This window comes from Phyllobacterium sp. P5_D12 (assembly GCF_054049495.1).
On the sequence record NZ_JBFUMG010000539.1, the window covers coordinates 1 to 3014 of the forward strand.

Annotated in this window: 3 protein-coding genes; all 3 read left to right on the forward strand. The window is 60.4% G+C overall.

Features of this window, described 5'->3' with window-relative positions; genetic code table 11:
- The first annotated feature begins 14 nt into the window (after positions 1–14).
- A complete protein-coding gene (locus ACXJ5O_RS23135; protein WP_457301959.1) occupies positions 15–1010 on the forward strand; it encodes a dimethylarginine dimethylaminohydrolase family protein in 996 nt (331 codons plus the stop codon).
- Between the two features lies 1 nt (position 1011).
- Complete coding sequence (locus ACXJ5O_RS23140) at positions 1012–2079, forward strand: ABC transporter ATP-binding protein (RefSeq protein WP_457301957.1); 1068 nt, start codon at positions 1012–1014, stop codon at positions 2077–2079.
- On the forward strand, positions 2072–3014 hold a 943-nt coding region (locus tag ACXJ5O_RS23145), incomplete at its 3' end, for an aldo/keto reductase (RefSeq protein WP_457301958.1). The genes ACXJ5O_RS23140 and ACXJ5O_RS23145, both read left to right, overlap by 8 nt.

Genomic DNA, 3014 nt, shown 5'->3' on the forward strand with positions numbered 1-3014 from the left:
CCCACACCCCATCGATGAGCGAGCACGAATTCAAGGAAGCCAAGTTCTTCCAGACGTTCGGCTCGGTCCCAACCCCGGCTTTCGACGACTCCGATGAACAGACCCGCGTTTGGGGYCGCCCGTGGGGCTGCACAACCGACGTCGGCAAGTTGCGCGCCGTGCTGATGCACCGCCCCGGTGACGAAGTAAACATCGTCGAAAACAAACCTATGCCGGAAACCGGTGGTTTCGGCGACCCGGAACAAGGCTGGTACTGGATGGGCAACACGATGCCGGACCTGCCGGCCATGCAGGCAGCGCACGATAAATTCACGGCACTGCTGCGCTCCGAGGGTGTAGACGTCATCCTCGTCGACAAGGCCTCTCCAGGTGCCATGAAGCAGATCTATTGCCGCGACAGCGTCATTAGCGTGAAAGGCGGCGCGATCGTCACCCGTTTGGCGCGCAAGGTCCGCCGCGGCGAAGAATTGCCTGTTACCCAGGCCTTGGCCAAAGCCGGTTGCCCCATCCTCGGCACCCTGCATGGCGAAGCAGTATTCGAAGGCGGTGGCTTCGCGCTGATTGACGAGAAGACAGCCGTTTGCGCCATGTCGGTTGCTTGCAACCCTGAGGGCGTCCGGCAGGTCGAGTCCATCCTCAATGGTGTCGGCGTCGAACTGATCAAGCTGCCGATGCCGGGCTACCGTATTCACATCGATGGTAGCTTCATGATGGTGGATCGCGACACGGCGATCATCAACATCAACGAACTGCCCTACTTCTTCATCGAATATCTCAACAAGCGCGGGATGAAGTTGATCGAACTGCCGCCGGAAGACAACGCCTTCTCGCTCAATTGCCTTGCAGTCTCGCCCGGTCGGGTGATCATTCATGAGACCCGCACGCCACGCCTCGCTGAACGGCTGGACGCTGCCGGCGTCGAATTGCTGACGATTGACTATGAATGCGTCGAACTTGGTGGCGGCGGCATTCATTGCTCCACTGGCCCGCTAGCACGAGATCCTCTGTAACATGGCCTATCTCGACATCCGCAAGCTTAGGAAGGCCTATGGACCCGCGGTTGCGCTCGACGGCGTCGATCTTTCGGTCGAGGCGGGCGAATTCATTACACTCCTCGGGCCTTCGGGTTCGGGCAAAACCACATTGCTGATGTCGATTGCCGGCTTTACCAAGCCCGATGAGGGCGGGATCGTCATCGATGGGATCGACGTCACCGACGTCGACCCTGAGGATCGCGATTTCGGCCTCGTCTTTCAGGGATATGCCTTGTTCCCCCATCTGACCGTTGCCCAGAACATCGCGTTTCCGCTCAAGGTCCGGAAATGGGAAAAGCAGCGAGTTGCTGCCAAGGTCGAAGAGATGCTGTCTCTCGTCGGTCTGGATCAACTGGCAGCGCGCAAGCCGAAGGAATTGTCCGGCGGACAGCAGCAGCGCGTGGCCCTCGCCCGCGCGCTCTCTTACAGCCCGCGCATCCTGTTGCTCGACGAGCCACTCTCGGCGCTCGACAAGACGCTGCGCGACAGCATGCAGCGTGAACTGAAGCGCCTGCACAAGGAAACCGGGGTCACCTTCATCTTCGTCACGCATGACCAGGAAGAGGCCTATGCGATGTCTGATCGGATTGCCGTCTTCCACAACGGCCGCATCGTCCAGATCGGTAAGCCAAGAGAGATCTATCAGAAGCCGGCATCGCTGTTCGTCGCCGGCTTCCTCGGGGGCAACAACATCTTCACGGCCCGCCATGCCGAGAACGAAGCTACGATCGAGTTTTTTGGCGTCAAGCGCCCACCGCCGCCGCAGTTCGATGCTTCGCTGCATGGCCGTAGCGGGCCAATCACGGCCTGGGTAAGGCCGGAGGACATCGCGCTCGGTGACTCCGACGAGGACGGCATCGTCTTTGCAGCCACCGTTGCCGACATTTCGTTCATCGGCTCGGCCGAACGTCTGGTGGTGACAACCGTCGATCATCAGGAACTGACTGTTCTCGTTCCGCCCAATACGGCGCGCGAGATGACGGTCGGCGCCCTCGTCATCTGCCGGATCAAGCTTTCGGCGATTGGATTTCTCGCCCATGAGTGAGGCAACACCAACAACGGCTTCATCCACCGGCGCAGGCCCGTTGCCAACCCGGCGATTTGGACGCATGCCCTTTGACGTCACCGCCATGGGCTTTGGCGGTGCGCCGCTCGGCAATTTTATGACGCCGATCTCGCAATGCGATGCCGATGCCATGCTGGAGGCAGCTTGGGAGGCCGGAATCCGCATGTTCGACACCGCGCCGCTCTATGGCAGCGGACTGTCCGAGCRGCGGCTCGGTCTGTTTCTCAGCCAGTTTCGATGCGAAGAGTATGTCATCTCGACAAAGGTCGGCTATCTCCTGCAGCCCGGTCGGCCCGAAAGTGGTCCCTGGACGAATGGCGGTTCTTTCCACCCAACCTATGACTATTCCTATCACGGGGTTGCGCGCTCCTTTGAGGACAGTCTGCAGCGCCTGGGGCTCGATCACGTCGATATCGTCATGATTCACGATGTCGATGTCGTCAACCATGGCAAAGACACGCAGGCGAGGTTCTTCGAAACCGCCATCGATGAAGGCTGGCAGGCGCTCGTCGATCTGCGCGCGCAGGGCCGTATCAAGTCCATAGGTATCGGTGTCAACGAGTGGCAGGTCTGCCATGCCGCCCTGCTCGCCTGCGATTTCGACTGCATTCTCCCCGCCGGTGAATATTCGCTGCTGCGGCACGACTGCTTGAAGCAGCTGCTGCCGCTTTGCGAACAACGCGACGTCGCCGTGATTGCTGGCGGCGGATATCACGGCGGCATTCTCGCCACCGGCGCCGTGCCCGGAGCAAAGTTMGACTATGCGCCAGCACCACCCGCCATCATGGATCGCGTACGTCGAATCGAAGCGGTTTGCGCCCGCTATTCGGTCACTCTGCCGGCCGCTGCCACCCAGTTCATCCTCGCCCACCCGGTAATTTCTACCCTGATTCACGGCGTACGTAACCAAAGGC

What these genes read in the sequence shown, in the direction of transcription:
- ACXJ5O_RS23140 (WP_457301957.1), top strand. Translation starts at nt 1,012, where the DNA reads ATGGCCTATCTCGACATCCGCAAGCTTAGGAAGGCCTATGGACCCGCG.